The sequence below is a fragment of the Chryseobacterium sp. PCH239 genome (assembly GCF_018924625.1).
GTDB classification, from domain to species: domain Bacteria; phylum Bacteroidota; class Bacteroidia; order Flavobacteriales; family Weeksellaceae; genus Chryseobacterium; species Chryseobacterium cucumeris.
Map to the genome: position 1 here is coordinate 4,806,908 of NZ_CP073027.1, position 20,682 is coordinate 4,827,589.

Annotated in this window: 9 protein-coding genes; 6 read left to right on the top strand and 3 right to left on the bottom strand. The window is 38.7% G+C overall.

All coding sequences use genetic code 11. The features are described from left to right. Positions 1-4 precede the first annotated feature (4 nt). Positions 5-7,027, bottom strand: coding sequence for a type I polyketide synthase (locus KBP46_RS22155; protein WP_216444195.1), 7,023 nt, complete (start codon positions 7,025-7,027; stop codon positions 5-7). A 1,223-nt stretch (positions 7,028-8,250) separates the two neighbouring features. On the opposite strand from KBP46_RS22155, the gene KBP46_RS22160 reads away from it, so the two are divergent. After that, positions 8,251-9,105: an alpha/beta fold hydrolase gene (locus tag KBP46_RS22160; RefSeq protein ID WP_216444196.1), complete on the top strand. Its 855-nt coding sequence runs from the start codon at positions 8,251-8,253 to the stop codon at positions 9,103-9,105. Between the two features lie 67 nt (positions 9,106-9,172). Here KBP46_RS22160 and glsA read toward each other — a convergent pair whose 3' ends face one another. Beyond that, positions 9,173-10,186, bottom strand: a complete 1,014-nt coding sequence (gene glsA, locus KBP46_RS22165) for a glutaminase A (RefSeq protein WP_120231819.1) — start codon at positions 10,184-10,186, stop codon at positions 9,173-9,175. 518 nt (positions 10,187-10,704) lie between these two features. Between glsA and KBP46_RS22170 the strand changes: the two genes are divergently transcribed. From KBP46_RS22170 to KBP46_RS22180, 3 genes are all read left to right on the top strand, one after another. Next, complete coding sequence (locus KBP46_RS22170; RefSeq protein ID WP_216444197.1) at positions 10,705-15,573, top strand: PKD domain-containing protein; 4,869 nt, start codon at positions 10,705-10,707, stop codon at positions 15,571-15,573. A 71-nt stretch (positions 15,574-15,644) separates the two neighbouring features. Continuing rightward, positions 15,645-17,510, top strand: a complete 1,866-nt coding sequence (locus KBP46_RS22175) for a T9SS type A sorting domain-containing protein (protein ID WP_120231817.1) — start codon at positions 15,645-15,647, stop codon at positions 17,508-17,510. A gap of 147 nt (positions 17,511-17,657) precedes the next feature. Next, entirely contained in the window at positions 17,658-18,104 is a 447-nt protein-coding gene (locus tag KBP46_RS22180; protein ID WP_228432481.1) for a hypothetical protein, read from the top strand. On the opposite strand, the gene KBP46_RS22185 is transcribed toward KBP46_RS22180, so the two are convergent. Beyond that, entirely contained in the window at positions 18,101-18,919 is an 819-nt protein-coding gene (locus tag KBP46_RS22185) for a helix-turn-helix transcriptional regulator (protein WP_216444198.1), read from the bottom strand. The genes KBP46_RS22180 and KBP46_RS22185 overlap by 4 nt on opposite strands. A gap of 194 nt (positions 18,920-19,113) precedes the next feature. Between KBP46_RS22185 and KBP46_RS22190 the strand changes: the two genes are divergently transcribed. Further along, a complete protein-coding gene (locus tag KBP46_RS22190; protein WP_216444199.1) occupies positions 19,114-19,812 on the top strand; it encodes a DUF1826 domain-containing protein in 699 nt (232 codons plus the stop codon). Positions 19,813-20,050: 238 nt separating this feature from the next. Further along, entirely contained in the window at positions 20,051-20,641 is a 591-nt protein-coding gene (locus KBP46_RS22195; protein ID WP_216444200.1) for a DUF4840 domain-containing protein, read from the top strand. Positions 20,642-20,682: the final 41 nt, after the last annotated feature.

A 20,682-nucleotide genomic window follows, 5' to 3' on the forward strand; every position in this document is an offset into this window, starting at 1 on the left:
TGTTTTACCAATTATTTCCTGACATGATCAGCACCTGGCTTTCTGTTCCGTATTTAATTTCGTTAAGGAAAATTTCTTTTCCTTCATCCAATGGGATCATGGAAATACCTCTGCGCTCGTACTCAGATTCCAGGGTGGAAGAGACCATTCCGGCACCTTTCCATGGTCCCCAGTTGATAGAGATTACTTTTCCTTTTAACCTTTTGTTTAAAGCATTAGCGTAATCATCCAGTACACTGTTGGCTGCGGCATAATCTGTCTGACCTTTGTTACCGTATACGGAAGCAATACTTGAGAATAATACTACAAACTGACAGTCTGAACGAAGCTGTTCTGCCAATACACGAAGTGGTTTTACTTTGGTATCAAATACACGTCCGAAAGAGCTTGTGGTCTTTTGTTTGAATAATTTATCTTCTAAAAGACCTGCTCCGTGGATGACTCCATCCAGACGGTTGTATTTCTCATAAATACTGCTGATCAGATTGCTTAAACCTTCTTCGTCACAAAGATCCAGTGATTGGTAAATGATGGTATTTCCAAGGTTTTCCATGTCACGGATAGTACGCAGGATCTGATTATTTTTGAAAATCTTCGTCGTTTCTTTTTCTATTTCTGCAGGAGAAGTGAATTGACCAGACTTGATCAGGAAACTTCTGATTTCTTCTTTGGTTTTCATCCCCTCAAAGTCTTTAGCCGAAAGCTCATTTCTCGGGTCTGCCGATCTTCCTACCAGAATATAGGTGCAAGGATAAGCCTGAGACATATGTTTTACCAATTCAGCAGTGATTCCCTGTGCGCCTCCCAATACCAATACCACAGATTTTTGATCTAGCTGGATATGGGCCTCATGTAAACTCGTGGATAATGGAGAAGGAATGATGTCTACCTGGTGTCTCTGATCATTTTTATAAATCACTTCAGCAGGTTTATCGTTGGTAAGGATCTCTTTCAATGTAATTTCAGCAATCTGATCTACTTCCTGAGGGGTGCTCAGGCTGATGAGTCTACATGTTGTATTATCAAATTCTCTGGCTAAACTTTTGAAAAGTCCCGGATATCCCTGATGATGACGTAATATACTTGCATCTGTAATTTCCTGAATATGTGCAGGAATATCAGAAATAAGATATACCCATTTTGCTTTATCAAAATCCAGTTTCTTGATCAGATCTACATGATCGATAATACTTGGTTTATCAACGGCAGAGAATAGGTCTAGCATAATTAATCCGTCGATATTTGAAAGATCTTTATCCGTATCTACTATTTCTACGATAGCTCCATGTTTTTCCAGAGTTTCTTTGATCGCAGAAGTTTGTTTGCTGTCATCCTGTGTAATGGCAAAACGTTTTCCCTGCAATACTTCAGTATTTTGTACTTTAGAAGCATCAGTAGGAGTGATGTCAAAACGAAGACGTGACAATACATTTTGAGTTGGCTCTGTAGTATTTTCTTCTTTCGCTTCCGGAGCTGCTTCGTTGGTTTCCCCATTCATTTCGCTGATCCAGCTTGCCAGACCGCGAAGGGTTTTAATGGCCGCCAGTTTTTCCATCACATCATCAGCCTGTTCAAGGTTTTGACCAAATCCGATCTTAGTTTTAAGATCACCGATGATTTCCATACGTTTGATGGAATCTATGCTTAAATCTGCTTCCAGATCAAGATCAAGCCCCAGCATTTCTTTTGGATATCCTGTTTTTTCGCTCACGATATTCAAAATAGCATTTTGAAGGTCCTCCAGTGAGAATGCCGGCTGAGCCTGTGGTTTTGAAGGCGCTGATTCGGCCGCAGATCCATTTTTTTCTGTCGCAGCAGTTGTTTCAGCACCTGAGAATTCAGTAAGCCATGAAACTAATCCGCTTAATGTTTTTATGCCTGCCAGCTGTTCCATAACGGTGTCTTCGCTGGTGTTTCCGTTGCCCAGAGTTCCCAATTCGTTACGAAGTGTTCCGATGATCTCAACTCTTTTGATAGAGTCGATACTTAAATCCGCTTCCAGGTCCATTTCCATACCCAGCATTTCCTGAGGGTATCCTGTTTTGTCACTTACTACCTGTAGTAATAGGGATTTAATATCTCTTGACGGAGCTTGTTTTACAGGAGCTACAGCTACAGGTTGCTGATGAACTGGCTGAACCGGAATCGTAGATATAGGTTGGTGTGCAGCAGCCGGTGCTGGTGAATGGTATACAGGAGCAGGGAACGCCTGAGGATTCTGTCCCATAAAGGAAAGCATCACATCGCGTTGTGCCTGTATCATTAATTTCATGCTGTTCAAATATTCCTGCAACATGCGTTCAGCAGTAGACTGGGCTTCCGTTGCGGGTGCCTGTGGATTATTAGTAAAATTGTTCATGGGAATTGGGTTTATAAGTGGTAATGCACCATTAGATGGCAGATTACCGGTGGTTGGGTGGGCAGTTTGCCCGTTAACACGCCAGATAGCAGGGCTTTTTTTGTAAAGCTCAGGTTGGTTAAGATCAATAATCGTAACACTTCTGCCGTCAAAAAGTTTATCAATGTTAAAGCTTCTGCCTGTTCCTAAATATTGTGCCAGCATGCAAAGCAGATGGCTGAATTTATTACGGCTGTTGTCTTCAACATATAGGGTGAGCTGATCTTTTTCAAGACAGGATTTGGTTAATCCGGTAAGTACTTTTCCCGGTCCTACTTCGATGAATATTCTTGCACCGTCATTGTACATGGCCTGAAGCTGTTCTACAAATCTTACAGGCTGTACCAGATGATCAGTAAGTCTTTCTTTTATTTCTGATGGATTCGTTGGATATACTTCTGCAGTGGTATTAGACCAAACAGGAATCTGCATTTCCTGGAAAGGGACATCTTTTAAGACTTCAGCGTATAAACCTTTGGATTTCGCTAGTAATGGACTGTGGAATGCACAGGCAACTTCCAGTTTTTTAGCAGAAATACCTTCCTGTTTAAGCACTTCAAGTAATTTATTGATAGCTTCCGTACTTCCAGCAATCACACATTGAGTCGGAGCGTTGAAATTCACAGGATAGCATCCTTCAACTTTAGCAATAATAGGTTGTAAACGTTCTGCAGTAGCACTTGCTGCCAACATTGAACCCGGATCTCCACCTTCTACTGAATCTAAGATAGATTGAGCTCTCTTAACACTTAGGTCCACCAGTTTATCCTCTCCAAATACTCCAGCAAAGCATAAAGCCGGAATTTCACCATAGCTGTGGCCTGCCAGCATATCAGGGATAATGCCTAATGATTCTAGGAATTTTGCCAATGCAAGGTCTACAATTCCTAAAAGCGGTTGTGCTAAACGGGTATCTTTAATGGTTTCTTTCTGTTGTTTTAAATCAGCTTCGTTAAAGGTTTTAGAGGGGAAAACTACTTTTTCAAGTTCAGGATATTCATCAATAATTTTACGCATAGCCGGGAAAACTACAAATAAGTCACGAGCCATATTGATTCTCTGGCTGCCCTGTCCCGGGAAGGTGAATGCTACTTTACCTTCTTTTTTATTCACGGTGAAAGTATCTTTTGTCTCAATCCCTAGCAGTACTAACTCAAGCTTCATCATCAGGTCTTCAGCGGTGTCTGCGACAATACTGAACTGGATTGGTTTTTCTGAGCTGATGCTTAAACTGTAAGCAATATCTTTTAATGGAATACCATCATTAATTTCTAATAATACTTTAACCTGGCTTGACTGTCCTTTCGCTTCTTCATAGGTATCTCCGCGGAAGACAAACAATTCTGAAGGCCACGACTGCATGGCAATTGAATTGTCCTGTTTAGGATGGTTCGCAATAACGGTATGGAAATTCGTTCCCCCAAATCCGAAAGCACTGATTCCTGCATAACGGTTTTTCTCTGCCCATAATCCACTTTCAGCATGGAAGGCAAACGGACTGGTTTCTGCGTTATAATAAGCATTTGGCTGCTGAAGATGAAGGGTAGGTGGCTTTACACCATGATAAACTGCAAGGGAAGCCTTGATCAATCCTGCTAATCCTGCCGCACATTTTGTATGGCCGATCTGTGTTTTCACGGAACCTAAATGCGTCTGTCCTGGTAAAGCTCCTGAGCGACTGAATAAATTAGTCAGTGCACTTAATTCAGTTTTGTCACCTACTACCGTTCCTGTACCATGCGCTTCTACAAGGCCTACAGAAGCAGGACTGATCCCAGCCTGGGAATAAGCACGTTCCAGAGCTCTTACCTGACCTATTTTTCTAGGAGCAGTCAATCCAAGGGCTTTTCCGTCGCTGGATCCTCCAACTCCTTTGATTACTGAATAAATTCTGTCACCATCACGTACAGCATCTTCGTATCTTTTTAAAACAAGGATGGCGATACCTTCTCCAAGAGCAATACCGTCTGCGTCATCATCAAATGTAGCACATCTTCCTTTTCTGGATAGGGCATGCGTGCTCGAGAACATCAGGTAATCGTTAATTCCATTGTGTAAATCTGCTCCTCCGGCAAGAACCATATCAGATTTTCCTAATACAAGTTCCTGACATGCCAGATCAATGGCTGCCAAAGAAGAAGCACATGCGGCATCTACCGTAAAGTTTCTTCCACCAAGGTCTAATCTGTTCGTAATCCTACCTGCGATTACATTTGCCAGAATACCCGGAAAAGAATCTTCAGTCGTATGTGGGAAGGCTTCTTTTACTTCTTCATGAAGTTCTCCGAAAACCTGCTTATAATATCCTCTGAAACTATAGCTGTTGGCAAGGTCATTACCTCCTTCAGCACCTATAATGACAGAAATGTTTTCTCTGTTGATGTGTTTTTCTCCATATCCAGCATCTTCCATGGCACGCTTGGCAACCAATAAGGTTAACAACTGTGTAGGTTCAATAGCAGCAAGGGATTGTGGCGGAATTCCAAATGCCAATGGATCGAAATCGATTTTAGGAATAAATCCTCCCCATTTGGAATGGGATACATCCGGTTGGTTGGAATCCGGCTTATAATAAAGTTCTTTATTCCATCTTTCATCCGGTACTTCGGTAACACTGTCTTTTCCTAAAATGATATTTCTCCAGTATTCATCAAGGTTTTTAGCTCCCGGGAAAATACATTCCATTCCTACGATAGCGATGTCCAGCGGTTTTTCCGTAGAAACGGGTTCTTCCGGTAATGCCGCCTCCTGAATATGTTTGTAATTATCTACAACACTTTGATGAAGTGCTGCCAGCGAGATCACACGATTCTGCATGGTGGCTACCTGTCCGATCATATACATTCCTAAGTCCAGTTGGTCATCTTTAGGAATGTTGACCAATTTATCACCCTGACGTTCTATACCTTTAGCCGCAATACGTAAACGGCCTACATTCAATTTTTCAAGTTGTTCCCATACCTGCTTTTTATCCATTCCGGCAGCAAGAAGTTTTGCCTTTTCGGTATTGAAATGGTGGGCAAAAGCTGTATTTAAACAACGGGTTTCATGTCCGGGAGCTGTTTCCAGTAAAACGGTATCCTTCGCCTGCATTGCCTGAGATTGGAATTCTTCCTGAATAGCTCCGGTTTGTACAGCTTCGTGGGTATACAGATACGCTGTGCCCATCAATACCCCGATTTTTACTCCTCTTGCAGCCAATGGTGCAGCCATGATGGAAACAAATGCCGTTGAAAAAGCGTTATGAATTCCTCCCGCAAAAAAGACACTGATGTTTTCAGGATGATCTTCTTTTAAAATACGTTCAATTTGTTTTTCCCAAAGAACTGTACTGGACAGGGGGCCTACGTGACCTCCACACTCTCGTCCTTCAAAAATGAAGTTTTTAGCTCCTTCTTTCAGGAAAATATCCAGAAGGGCAGGGGAAGGAACGTGTAAAAATGATTTAATTCCTGCTTTTTCAAATACTTTAGCCTGTGCAGGTCTTCCTCCGGCTATCAAAACTACAGGAGGTTTTGCTTCTAATATATAGGATGTCTGTTCATCTCTTAATTCCTGTGGAGCAAATCCTAAAATTCCCACCCCCCATGTTTTTTCACCAGCCAGTTTTTTGGTATCCATTACCAAAGATTTTGCAGACTCTCCTTTCAATAAGGATAAAGCAACAAAAGGTAAGGCTCCTGCATCTGCTACTGCATTGGCAAAGGAAGGAACATCACTCACACGGGTCATTGGGCCTTGGGCGATAGGATAACTCAAGTCCAGTTCCTGTGCTAAAGAGTTGTGTTTATCAATTACTTTAAGTGCTTTGGCTTGTTTCAGGTGTCCATACATGGCTTCTTTGAAACCGAAAATAAGTTTTTTCAGTGTTTTGAAGTCTTCATACAGATCCGTTGCTAATGAAATATCTTGTCCCATAGGGATATAGCATGTACTAAGGTCGAAACCTGTAAAGTGTTGTTTCAGATCTTCAGCGGTTGCATTTTCAGGTAAAGCAGGTGAGTTAGGTCTTACCAATACACGATGGTTAGCAATCACCTTAGTTTCTGTACCATTCAGTTTTGAGCATACTTCTTTCAGATCCTTAGGAACTGAACTTTCCGGGAACAACGCCAATTGGCTGTCCAGAACAATTCCTGTTGCTCCTAAAGCTTTTGATGCGGCGGCAGTATGGAGACCAATTCCTCCCTGTATCCACACCGGAATCCTCTGGATTTCTTTGATCACACGCTGGAATAATACAAACGTGGATTCATAGCCTACTAATCCACCGGCTTCATTTCCTTTGATAATGATTCCTTGTGCCCCTGATTCTTCAGCTTGTCTGGCCTCTTCCAAACTGGTTACCTGATAAATAGCAGGTACATTGAATGGTGTGGACATTCCGAACGGTAGGATCGCAAATCTTACTTTTTCCGGAATCTGCAGAGTGGTGAAATTGTCGTTAGAAAAATAAATACCATACGATGGTACGTCTATCTCGTCAAGTTGATGTAACGCTTCCTGGGCTTTCGTTAGCTCATTTCCTAAACTTAGTACGGGGAACGCACCCGCCTGGTGCAATCGGGATATAAGGTTAACGTCCGGCTTTTCAAAAGGCGTCAGTCCAATAATGGTTAATTTTTTCATGGCGTGTTAATTGAATTATTGAATGATAGCAAGAGTTTCATAACAGAATGCAAGGTCTTTCGCTAAGACCATTACTTTTTGCTATGATATAGTAAAAATTGTTTTTGTTAAATCGTTAACAATATGTATTGTTTTATGGTAATTATTTAATAATCTATCGTTTGTTGATAGATTTTGGATTGTAGTAATTATATCCGGCTTTTCAAAGGGCATCAGCCTGATTTTGGTCAAGTTTTTCATAGCATTTACGGTATAGAAATAGTTAATGATATCTCATAGCAAAACACTAATGTTATTCATATAAATAACAATTTTCTGTTATGAGGAAATAAAAATAATAAAACAATCGTATATCTTCAATTATAAACGCTATTTGATAATGATTTTTTAATATGAAAATATCAATTGTTCAAATGCTATTAAAGTATATTTATTGTTTCCTTATTCTTAGAAACATGGCCGGTACAATCTTATAAATTTTAACTATAAATGGTTATAGTTAAAAAAATGTTAAGCAAATATAGGAATAAAAAATAAAATATTTCAAAAACAAGAGATTTGTTTTTAGGTATATTACAAAAAGATAATATACAATGAATACGGTTCTGAAATGTTAGAATTACCTTTATCAATCTGATAAAATGACAAAGCGAATTTAAATAAAATTAATCAATATATTGTGATTTAATTTGAATTATTTATGAACTTTTTCTATCTTTTTGATAAATAAAGAGATAGGTATTTTTAAGAATAATTTAAATATCTTTCCGAAATTCATAAAAAAAAGTAAATACATAAGGTTGGTATTTTTTTTATTTTTAAGGTAAAATACCTGTTTATTAATGTGTTATATCTATAGGTGGTCTTTCTGGGATTTAAAAAAAACAATTGCTTTTATTGTATTTTATGATTAGTATATAAAACTTTTGTATTTTTGTACTCCTAAAAACTCAATCATAATTTGATTTGATGAAATTATGATTTATACATGCCTGTGTTTGTAATAGTAAGCTCGTTTTCTCTTGTTTTTGCAATTATGATGATTTAACGGGTTTCTAATCTTATCCATACTCAATTCGTATTGACTTCCTTTTCAGAAATTGTCCAATTTCCGGTCGATCTTGAATAACTGTAGTCAGATTCAAGAGGTCTGACTTTTGGGGTGCGTCATACAGAAATTTGTTTTTGGATTTAAAAAATACAACAAAAGAAAACAGGTATATATGAAACAGACAACAACTTTCAGATCAGGTACTCACAAAGAAAGGGTGATGGAGCAATATGATGCTGCATTAGCAAATTTTAAAGGAAATATCCGTCAACAAGCAGTCCCAACAAGCTTTGGAGAAACCCATGTTATCAGTTATGGAAATGAAGATCATCCTAAACTTATATTGCTTCATGGAGCTAATTCTAACGCTGCATCCTGGATGAAGGATCTTGCTTTTTACAGCAAAGAATACAAAGTATATGCTATTGATATTATCGGGGAACCAGGTAAAAGTGAACAAAACAGACTTCCTTATAAAGGCAATTATTACAGTGATTGGCTGTTTGAGGTTTTCCAACAACTGAAAATAACAAAAGCTTCTTTGTTGGGATTGTCTCAAGGCGGATGGCTTGCGATAAAGTTTGCAGCCAGATATCCGGAAAAAATCAGTCAGCTTGTCCTTCTTTCTCCGGGAGGAATTGTAAAAACACAGCGTAGCTTTGTGTTAAAAGCGATATTCTTTTCTCTACTTGGAAATGCCGGGAAGAGAAAAATCAATGAACTGATAACGGGTTCACAAAAAATAGATCAGTCTGTTCTGGACTTTATGAGCCTCATGCAGTCCTCTGTGAATGCAAGGATAGATAAGGAGTATATTTTTTCTGATGAAGAATTGAAAAATATGACCATGCCTGTCTTTTTTATAGGTGGAGCAGGTGATGTGGTCAGGGATTCTCAACAAATAAAAGAAAGACTTGAAGGGTTACTTCCTGATTTTGAATCCTATGTTGATCCTGACAAGGGACATGTGCTGGTTGGTCTGGCAGATAAAATAAATGCATTTTTATTAAAGAGAAGGAATGATTAATCCTTTATGCAAAGGCTCCAAAACAAAATGTTTTGGAGCCTTTGTGATATTTTATGTACTTGAATCTTTAAAAGATACTTAATCCATACTGTTTTGCCAGATCTAAAATCATATGATATCCGGCCAGAGAATTTCCATGTTGATCTAAAGCAGGACTGAAAACTCCGATTCCTATTTTTCCCGGAACACTTACCGTAATACCTCCTCCTACACCGGATTTGCTTGGTAAACCAACAGTTCTGGAGTATTCCCCACTGAATTCATACATTCCGGCAGTCAGCATCTGTGATTCTACTAATTTTGCCATATCTGCATTTTTATAAGTGGCATCACCGTCAAATCTTACACACTGGTTGGCAAAGAAGTATCCTATTTTTGCGAGATCTTCAGCAGTAAGTTCAATAGAGCATTGTTTGAAATAGTTGTCCAGCTGGTCTTCATTTCCTGAAATCAGTCCGCTGTTTTTCATGATGTAAAACATTCCACGGTTACGGTGTCCTGTTGATTTTTCCGATTCGTAAACAGACTTATTATATTCTATGGATGGGTTTTTGGTAATATACCTTACCATATCCAGGATTTTAAGGAATGGTTTTTCTCCGTCTCCTGAGATCAATGAAGTGGTAAGGATTGCTCCGGCATTCATCATTGGATTAAGCGGCTTTCCTGTGGTTTCAAGATTGGAAAAATGGTTGAAAGGCTTGTCTGATCCGAAATATCCCATTTTATCAAAAATATGAGTTTCTCCTTTTTCATTGACGGCTACCATTAAGGATATGATTTTGGAAATGCTTTGCATGGTAAATTTCTTACTTACATCACCGGTGTTGAATACTTTTCCATTTTTATCAACCACTGAAAAGGCAATTGCTTTAGCATCCATTTTCCCTAGTTCAGGAATGTAATCTGCCACTTTTCCCTGAGTATAATAAGCTCTGTTTTTTTCCAGAATGGTATTTAATGTTTTTTCTGAAAGGGTTGAGAGATCTGCTGTCTTCTGTGCATAAAAGATTGTGTTTAAGGAAAGAAAAGCTGCAGTACAGATTCCTTTGGCGGAAAATAAAAAATTTTTGTTTCTCATATAGGAGTTGTTGAATATAATGTTTATGATAAGCCTTGAAAAACAAAGATAAATTATTTTAATCTTGTCGGCAATTCTAATGATTGTCCTTACGGATATTGATATGAATAGGAAATGCTTAATGAAGATTAAGTTGTCGAAATACATATAGTTTTTTAAGAATTAAGGAATGGGTAAAACTTATTATTCTATCTGTTTTGAATGTGATTAATTTTAATACAAATTGATATTATTTAGTAAAAAATAAATTAAATTTAATTTTACTTGTTGATTTTGGGATTTATTGGTAGAAAAAATAGGATTTTATTTGATTGAAAATGGCTTGGAGACCCTGAAATTAAAAAAAAGATGATTTTTTTTATATAACTAATGAGTTGGTGAAATAGCATATAAGTATGAATTTATCTATATTGTTGAAATTCAACTGTGAAATAATGTTATTTTTTCACGATTAAATGAGTTTTATATTATTATTTTTACTAATTTGACAAAAAATTAATAACACTTTTTTAATAACTATGAAAAACAACACCTATTTTGGTAGGCAGCACATCTTCAGATGGCTCCTGCTATGTTGGCTTCTGGTACCCTGGGTACTACAAGCTCAAGCTCGAATTACATGGACCGCTCAGGTCGGATGCCAGGAATTCCGTGGCGAAAAAGATGGTCAGATCCCTGACAACGGAATCGCTTATTCCTACATCAATTCATCCCAATGTCTCCGGGTCTGTGAGCAATCAACCGTAAAATACGAGATTCAGGGACCGAATGTTTCCAATGTCCAATGGACGGTTTCAGGAGGTACAGCAGCTATTTCAGGACCTGCGAATACCGTAGCGAATGTAAGCTGGGGAGCAGCGGGGAACGGATCTTTACAGGCGGTTATCACCTACAATGACGGAACTGTGGAAACCCAGACCATTTGTATCGAAAAGATTAACAGGCCGATTGCTAAATTTGAAATGTTAAACCTGACTGATACTGTATGTAGGAATACAACGATCTATTTTGATAATCTTTCTGAACAGAACGGTGGATCGGATATCATTAACTACTTCTGGGACTTTGGAGATGGTACAACTTCTACCGCTTTTGAGCCGTCTCATTTGTATGCTAATCCCGGAAACTATACAATTACTCTGACGGTTACCAACAAGTGTGGCTGCCAGGATAAAATTAAAAAACAAATCAAGGTATTAAAAGCTGATCCTGTACAGATCAACTGTGCTTCCGTAGTATGTGAAGGCAGTACTGAAAAATACAATGTACAGGATGGATGCAACAAAGGACAATGGAAAGTTATCGGAGGATCAATTGTCAACATTAACGGTAATGAAATTGAAGTGGTTTGGGATCAGGTAGATCCGCTTGAAGGCTTTGGATATGTAATGTACATGTCAGAATGTGCATGTCCTGAGTGGACGACAATTAAAATTCCTGTAGTTTTAAAAAATGCAAAAATTAAAGGACAGGGAGTGATATGTACTGGCAGACAGTATACTTATTCAATTCCTCAGTGGCCAACAACCAAAGTTAACTGGAATGTGACAGGTCCTGCGGGAGGTCTGCTGACGAATACTCAACAGAGAAACGAAATTGTTTTCTCCGCAAATCAGCCAGGGACTTATCATCTTACAGCAAATTATTTTAATACTTTATTGGGATGTGAAGGACAGGCTTCTATAGATATCGTAGTAGAAGCACCAGTATTGGTAAGTGGTGGTGTGGATGAAATCTGTGCCGGAACAAGCCAAGGATTTACAGCTGTCCCTAATGTACCGGTGATCTGGAAAGTAACAACAGGAGCATCTACGTATACTTCTCCACCCATGACAGGAATATTCAACTATAACTTTGCTACGGCAGGAACATATACTGTGACGGCTACCAAGCAAGGTGGAGGTTGTGAAAGTAATGGAAGAATTATTAAGGTATTACCAATTCCACAGGCACCTAACGGAACCATTTCCGGAGAAACAAAAGTATGTCCTGGAAAACCTTATGTTTATACCATCAGTTCAGTGGATCCCGGAATGGTACCGGTTTGGACTGTTACCAACGGAACTATTCAAGGAAGTAATGCAGGACAATCTGTTACGGTGATATTTAATGCCGGCGCTACGTCATATACAGTGTCTGCACAGAACAAATCTATCAGCAGTGCAGCATGTCTTTCAGCTCCGAAAACGTTTAACGTAACTAAAATAGACCTTAGTACTATTGTTATTAATCCAAAACCAGGACCTTTCTGCCCAAGCAGTACTCAAACTTTCAGTGCTAACCTGAATGGTATTGTTCCTGACTTTATGGAATGGTCGTTTGCCAGTTCCAACTTCGGAAGTGTAGTAGGCGGACAGGGTACAGCTAATATTACCGTAAACTTCAACGAGATTTCTTCAACGAGTACTACTGATCTTATTCTGAAAGTAGTAAAATGTGGAGTAACACAGATTATTACTATGCCGGTATCTTTAATTACGCTTCCGGTAGTAAGCTTTACCAATGTTGGCGGAATTTGTTTAGGATCAAATCTTACTTTTACAGTAAATCAGGGAACTATTACTTCAGCCACAAGTGTTACTTTCACTTTTGCTGGCGGAACGTTTACGACAGCCTTTAATCCGTCTGGGGTTTACAGCTTCCCGAATAACGGATATATCCAGAATAATTCAGGAAATAATGTTTCCCACACAGTTACTGTAACTTATGCAGGTACTAACGGATGTAATTATAAACCTACTGCAAGTGCTAATTTTATTGTATATCCTGAAACCATTATTACTGTTTCTCCGGTATATAATATTGCAGTTTGTGATCCTATCACAATGACACCGTATACTATTACGGCTAACAGCTCTACAGGACTTACCAATATCATATCCTGGCAATGGTATAAAAATAATGGTATTATATCTGGTGCAACTACCAACTCGTATACCATCTCAGGAGCAGGTGCTTTTGGAACGTATAGAGTGCAGGCTGTAGATATTAACGGTTGTGTGGTTTCTTCACAGAATATTAATGTAACACAATCATGCCCGAGCAGTGGAAGTTGTACAGCAAATCCTCAGATCAACTTCGTGCCGGCATGGACTGCTTGTAATAACATTACGGTTTCTGGTTTAACGTACAATGGAACTCCGGATGAAATCCAATGGTTGTCTGATACTTTCCTTACTTTAGTTTCAGGTCAGGGAACAGCTTCACCGGTATATCAGACTAATCTTGCAGGAGCACATCTTGTTTTTGTACGCCTGAGATACGGTTCATGCTGGTACAGCAAAGGGGTAGAAGTGAGAAAGAACTATGAACCTAAATTCAATATCAGTACAGTATGTAGTGGAAATGGTTATAGTGTAACACTTTTTAATACTTCTACAATATTTGAAATCAATCCGGCGTCTATTACCTACACGTTCACTTCGCCGGGACAGCCTACCCAAACAGGACAGTCGGCTACTTATAATCTTGCGCCAGGTACTTATACCTTTACAATGACGGTTTCTGCACCAGGGAAGCCAACATGTACTACTACGCAGACTATTACATTAGCTCCTATCCCTGATACATCTTTCTTGGTTCCAGCCTGGTTGTGTGCCCGTTCGCCTATAACATTCAGTCCAATAAATTATGTTCCCGGAAATACCTACACATGGATTTTTGATGGTACATCTTATATTACGACAGGATCAGGTGCTACAATAACGTATAATACCGCAGGAACAAAAACCATTCAGCTGAAAATTAAAACACCTATGGGATGTGAATATACTTCTACTGTCATTGGTGTGAATGTAAAAGAAGCTACTCTGGATGGTACTATAGCACCTCCTTCTCTTGTGGCTTGTATAGGAAGTGCTCCTAATATTGTATTTACCAGTACACTTGGATCTCCTAGTCAGTATATCTGGATGAATGGCTCTCAGCCTGTTGCAGGTGCACCAAACTCTCCGGTATTCACACCTACGCAATCTGGTAATTACTGGCCGGTGCTGGTATCATCAGATGGATGTACAACAAGTATTATGAGTACCAAAGCAATCCCGGTAACGCTTAAAAATCCTCCATATGTAAATATATCAGGAACAGCGAATATCTGTGAAGGATCCTCAACGGTACTTACCGGTATTGTAACGGATAACACCTTAGAATATCAGTGGAAAAAAGGAAATTCTGTGATTGTACCATGGACTTCTTCTCCTTATCCTATTGCTATAAGTACAGGACCATTATCTGCTGGTACTTATGTGTATACGCTGGAAGTAAGAACTCCGGGTACATCAGGATGTACAAGCAGCAAAAGCTTTACAGTTACTGTAAATAGTCCGCCGGCACCGATTTCTGTAACCTATAGTATGGTAGGTTGTCAGCCTTATCAGGTGATGTTAACAGCATCAGGGCCGTCTGCAGGAGTTTATAACTGGAGCAACGGAATGACAGGTCAGTCTATTACAGTAAATGAAGGTGGTGCTTATCAGGTTATTTACACGGCACCAAGTGGATGTAAGGTTGTAGGTAATGTACAGGTTCCATTAAGCCTTGAAAGTCTTATGTGGGTATTCCCAACAGGATGCTATGATGAATGCCTTAGAAAGAACTATGTTTTAGGACCAAAAGGAGTCTTCGATCATCATGATTGGCTGTTGTTTGGAAACAGCATCCAGAGTGGAAACAATGATTATATTTATCCGCTATATATTGGTGCTGCAGGAACTTATCAGTTGCAGATTGACCATCTGGGATGTCAATTTACTTCCGGAACCATGAATTACTATCCGGGTAAAGAATGCGGATACGAAACAGAATGTAAGCTGGAAGCGAGCATTAAAGACATGAAGTGGGTAGGAGATCACTATAATGTGTATGGTGTGATCTACAACGGCGGAAGCCAGCCGATAAGTCTTACCGTTTCAAGTCTTAATGGATTTGGAATTTATCTTCCATCTATTATTACAATTCCTGCTGGTGGAGTGTATGATATGAACGCTAATCCATTGGCATTCTATCCAAACTCAAACTTCCAGGGTGCTGATGAGATTTTATTCTCCAATGAAACATGTAGGTTTATTACCAAAGCGGTAGATCCTAACTGGATGGGTATGAAAAATGCAGGAAGAAGTGTGGCGGCAACGTCAGTTTCTTCTCTGAAAATGACACCAAATCCTGCGAAGGAAAAAGTGAAAATCTCGTATAATACGGGCAATGAAAAATTACTGGCAAAACAGGTTACAGTTTTTGACGCCATGGGCAATGTCAAATTCCGTAAGGAACTGAAAACGGCTTCCGGAGAGGTAGACGTGGAGGTTACCAGCTGGCTGCAGGGTGTTTATATTGTTATCGTACAAACGGGAGACACCTCATTACAAGGAAAACTAATTAAAAATTAGTAGCTTATAAAGCAGTGTTCTCTTCGGAGAGCACTGTTTTTTTATAGTATGTGATAATTAAATGAAATTTTATGATACGATTAAAAAACAAACTTTGGGGATTACTTCTGATAGTACCAGGATTATCTTTTAGTCAGGCTTATCAGTGGCAATGGGGAAAACAGGCAGGAGGATTAACAGGTTCAGCTGATCCGGGTTTTCATTATGTCTTTGATGAATCCATAAGGGATATTGTAGTAGACAACAACAATAATACCTATTTTCTTGCCACCATGCGTGAACAGGAACAAAACCTGAATGGCGCTTCTGTAACCAATTACGGTCTTAGTGATCTTTTTCTGTTCTCTGCTGATTGCGCAGGAAATATACGATGGTCCAGGCCAATAGGCGGTTCAGGAGATGGAGAAAATGCATGGCATATTAAAGTAGATAATAATGGTGGATTATATGTGTTGGCAACCCTTTATAACAATTCATATGCAGGAGATCCTAATGCTGTTCCTATGCACTTTGATGATACTCATACACAACCGCTGTATACTTATTATGATCAAACGATAGAACCGGCCCATAAAGCGGCTTTTCTGTTAAAATACAATACTTCGGACGGTACACTGGCATGGAGCAAATCTTTACAGGGAGATGTTAATTATTTTTCCCGCATGTGCGATGTTCAGATGATGTATATGGATTCTTCCAAAAATATTCATGCTGTAATGGGATTCAGAGCAGGAACACATCTGAATGGATTAATTACAGTGCCTTCAACCTTCACATCAACCTATCAGTATTATGCGGTCAAGTTCAATTATGATAACGGAAATATGACCCCCGCAACTCCTTTGTTACTTCCTATTACAGGAGATGCAATAAATATTGTAGGTAGAGAGGGAAAAGTGAATGTAGTATACGATGAAAGTTTGAATCGTTATTATATTGCTGGTAAAAGAATGGATCCTGGATTCAGTAATCTGGTTGATCTTTCCTATAATAATGTTCCCTTTACAAAAGCGGCTTATGTGTTTGCTTTTGATGGTACTACCGGAGCTGAGGTATGGAGAAAAGAACTTAATAACGGTACAACGAGTACTGATGATGAAATTCATTCTATTATCAAAGATCCCGTAACTTCAGATATTTATATTTCAGGACGGTATTTTAACGGAATAACAGTGCCTGCAACTTTCGGAACTTATACATTTCCTCTGAGAAGTTATGTGGAAGCCGTTCCGTTTGTTATGAAAATGAATGCTGCGGGTGCAGTACAGTGGGCAAAAACTCCGGAAGCAATGTCTGGTCTTCAGTTTGGTTATCGTTTTACCAAAGGAACAATTGCCATTAATGGAAATGAAATAGCCTTTGCCAAAGGAAGCTGGTCTGATGTCTGGGGAAGCTATGCAATGATACGTCCTGATGGAGACAGATCCGATCCTTTATTGGTGAGACTTAATAAAGATACCGGAGAGGTCTTGGGAACAGGAGAAATCCGTAGTAACTATTATGTTATAGATGAATTTACAGCAGTTGCTGCAGATAACGATGGCAATTACGTAGTGGGCGGTTTTTTTCACGATCAGCTATTTACGGATGCCAATGATAACGTCAACACAATGGCGGTTAATGTAGCAGGAGGGAAATCTCAGTCTTTTTTTACAAAATTTGCTAAATCAACGTGCAGCCAGATGTCAGTAGAAGAAACCGCTGCTCAGGCAGGAATGCAATTATACCCTAATCCGGTTCAGGATGTATTGACGATCAAAAGTAAAGAGCCTTTGGTTTCTTATGAGATCTTTGGAGCAGCAGGACAACTGGTCAAGCAGGGAACTTTGAATATGATGCAGGAACAGATCGTATTATCTTCTCTTCAGACAGGAGTATATTACATTAAACTACATACAAAATCTTCAACAGTAACAGAAAAGATATTGAAGAAGTAAAAAACAAAACTGAAAATTAATAACCTTATATATAAAACGGTGTTTTCCAGGGGAGGACACCGTTTTTTTATTGAAAAATATCGGTTTGTTCGCAATTTTACAATTTTTGGGTTTGAGGAATGTTTTGCTTTGTATAAAAATTTTACAATGAAAAAAATACTTATTCTAAGCTTATTATTACTCCTTACTTCATGGTCTGATGCCCAAAACAAAGATCTTAAGCCGGTAAGGAAGATTATAGAAGCCAGTAATGCAATCTACGCGGAACTTGCCAATAAAAATGACGGTTCTATTCTTAGCAGATATACCGATGATGCATGTCTTTTTCCACCCAATACCGCCCCATTATGTGGAAAAGAGCAAATACTTGATTTCTTTAAAAACGGCCCGAAAGTACATGTTAAGTTTATGATTCAAAATCTGTATGGAGATGGCAGAACCTCAGTAACCGAAGAAAGTTATTATGAGATGACAGATTTAAAGGGCAACAAACTGGACGATGGAAAAGTGATCGTTATCTGGAAGAATACAAAAGATGGCTGGAAGATGCACCGGGACATGTTCAGCAGTAATCATCCTGCAAAATCAAACTAAAAACCAATATTAACAGCCTGTTGGAGATCAGCGTCGTTTTTGATCAGCGAATGTCTGGATGCAGAAGGGTTAATGCCAGTGAATTTTTTAAACTCTTTGATAAAATGAGCCTGATCATAATATCCGCAGTGGTAAGCTATCGTTGTGAGTGATTCCGGGGTGTTGAGAACCATTGGCAGACTTTTGTTAAATCTTGTTACTGAAGCAAAAGAAGAAGGGCTTATGCCCGTATTCGTAAGGTAAAGTTTTTGAATATATCTTTCCGATAGCCCTGAGCTTTGTGCTATAACAGGCAAATTCAATACATTCTGATTCATGAAAAGCTGTTGATTAAGCACGTGGAGGATGGCCACTTTTTTAAGATGAGATTCATTTTTTTTCAGCTTTTGAAGAAAATACTTTTCTAAAACATTTATTTTTGAACAAAGATCCCCTGTATCCATAATGCGGTCATACAAATTTCTGTTTTCATTCCCCGTTACATCATACATATCGGTGGCATAGTTCGTGAATTCTGAAAGAGGGTCAGAAAAAAATAAAGTGGCGGCATGCGGAAATATCCTCGCAATAAGCACCGAAGTCCCTTTCGCTGCACTAAGCCGGGTGGGAAGTGTGAGATGTCCCAATAATTCTATATCGGGAGTGTTTTTGTGTTGGCCATTGATAACAGTAGCGGCAAAACCACCGGAAATATTGATAATGAGATCTATATATCCACTCGGATAAAATACTTCATCTCTGAGATCCTTATCAATGGTAACAACGGTGTAACTTTTTATATAAGGTGCAAGGCTGGCGGATGGTGAAATCTGCATAACGGTTAATCAGATTAATTCGTTGACGATTAGCTTGTTCTAAGTTAGGAATAAATACGATATGAAGAGAAAAGATCAACCTGGAAATTAAATTTCCATAATAAAACTTATCGTAATTTTTGTAACGGAGGTTTTGAAAAACCTATTCCGTATTTTTGTACGGAATTAAGCGGCTAAACTGTTTATTCCAATATATGAGCAATAGGTTTTCTGATCATCATCAGGTAGGTGTGGTTTCTTCTTTTTCTGAACTTGTAAATACCTGTTTTCAGGGCGTTATGAATGCCATTTGCTGGTACAGGAATTTAGTGGGTGACTTTAAAGAAATTGTCACAAAGCTTCTGCTGAAAGATAATATTACGGAAGTTTCCAGTGAAGATCTTTTAGCATTGGAATTGTCAGAAGAAGGGAGTATGGCGAGAGAAATTATTTTGAATGACCTGCAATTACTGACAGATTTTGGGGCATCTCCCGTCCTTAATTTGCTTAAATGTTATGAACGCGATGAGGAGCTCGGTTTTATTTCAACAGATGTGTACTCCTATCATGTCGACCGTTCACCTGTCGGGACGGATACTTTTCTTTGTACTTATCACGGGACGGCAAGTGATATCATCGCTAATGATCAGGTGGAACAGAAAATTTTAATTCCTGAAATCCGGGAACAGCTCAGAAAATTACATGACGGTACTGAATACGAATTTGAAGACTTCCTGAAAGAGTATTTCTTTGATCTTCATTATCAGCCTAAGCCTCATGCAGAACCTGTCAATTTAGGGGTTGGTCATCTTTGGCGCATTGCAGTAGATCATCCTGATCAGGAAGCATTACCTTGTGTTCACAGAGCACCTGTCGAAAATGATGGAGAGTATAGACTGCTGTTGATCTGTTAACTGATCTGTTATATCTTCAACGATACAAAAATCCAATATCAGAAAGATGTTGGATTTTTTTTATGATTAATCATAAAGTCGTGCTTTTAATTGTTTTAAATATTAAAAATAACAGGCAGTAAATCAGTTGATTGAATTTATTTTTTTTAATCCCAAGCAAGGATATGGAAATTCTGTATTTATATAGATGAGTACTCAATACAATATTTTTAATCAAAATAATAAATTCAAAATCAAAATGAAAAAATTCAATCATGTAAAATTGATATCAATGCTTGTGGTCTTACTGGCTATTCCTTTTGTTCTGGCAAGCTGCAGTAATGATGATGATACTCCAAAACCTAACCCTGTGACGATCAGTTTTGATGATCTTAACGGTGAATACACTGGAAAAGCTGGGATATCCCAGGGAACTGTGAACGGAGAAACGGCGGTTGCTTTTTCGGCCAAGAAAAACCTGATTTCCTATTCTGAATTTCCTATGAAAGAGGTTATTTACTCAGTAATTTCTGATCCTGCGAAAGCCAATCAGGCCTTAACAGCCATCGGAAAAATAAAATATGACCTGGATTATACTGCGGTTCTATATCAGTATAAAAAGGAGATAGAACTTAATCTTCTTCCTAAAGAATTAACAGTTCAGGTTCCTGTGGATGGAGTAAGCAAGAAAGTGGTCATAACATTTACGGCTTCCAAAAAAGGGTTGTTTATTAAGCAGAACACACAAAATATGAATTTTGAACTGCTTGCAAGTAAAATAACCGTTGAAGGAACGGCTGTCAATCCTTTCAATCCTATAAAATATAATTTTCAAATGCTGAAGAAATAGATGCAGTGAGAATATTGTACAGATGCACTTAGACAAGTGCA